At 31.8% G+C, this 264-nt stretch carries 1 protein-coding gene; it reads left to right on the top strand.

The features are described 5' to 3' along the window. Nucleotides 1-218: IS3 family transposase (locus ACINWC323_RS19645; RefSeq protein WP_009509386.1), on the top strand; the 218-nt coding region annotated here is incomplete at its 5' end. Nucleotides 219-264: the final 46 nt, after the last annotated feature.

The following is a 264-nucleotide window of genomic DNA, read 5'->3' as shown; positions in this document are numbered from 1 at the left end:
TCTGGGGCATACTCAAGAATGAATTAGTGCATCATTGCAACTATAAAACCAGAGATGAAGCTAAAGCAGATATTACAGAATACATTGTGTTATTTTATAATCAGCGAAGAATTCAAAAGAGTTTGGATTTTAAAACGCCAAATCAAATAGCAGAGAACTTTTATCGGTTAGCTGGAGCCTGTAAATTATTTTGTGTAAGTTCCATTTTTTATAAATGATCTTTTAATCGATCATCGAACTGAATCGTAAACCAATTCATTGCTA

Origin of the sequence: Acinetobacter sp. WC-323, from assembly GCF_000314615.1 — a bacterium.
Classification (GTDB): Bacteria; Pseudomonadota; Gammaproteobacteria; order Pseudomonadales; family Moraxellaceae; genus Acinetobacter; species Acinetobacter courvalinii.
This window is presented reverse-complemented; position numbering and strand designations above follow the sequence as displayed.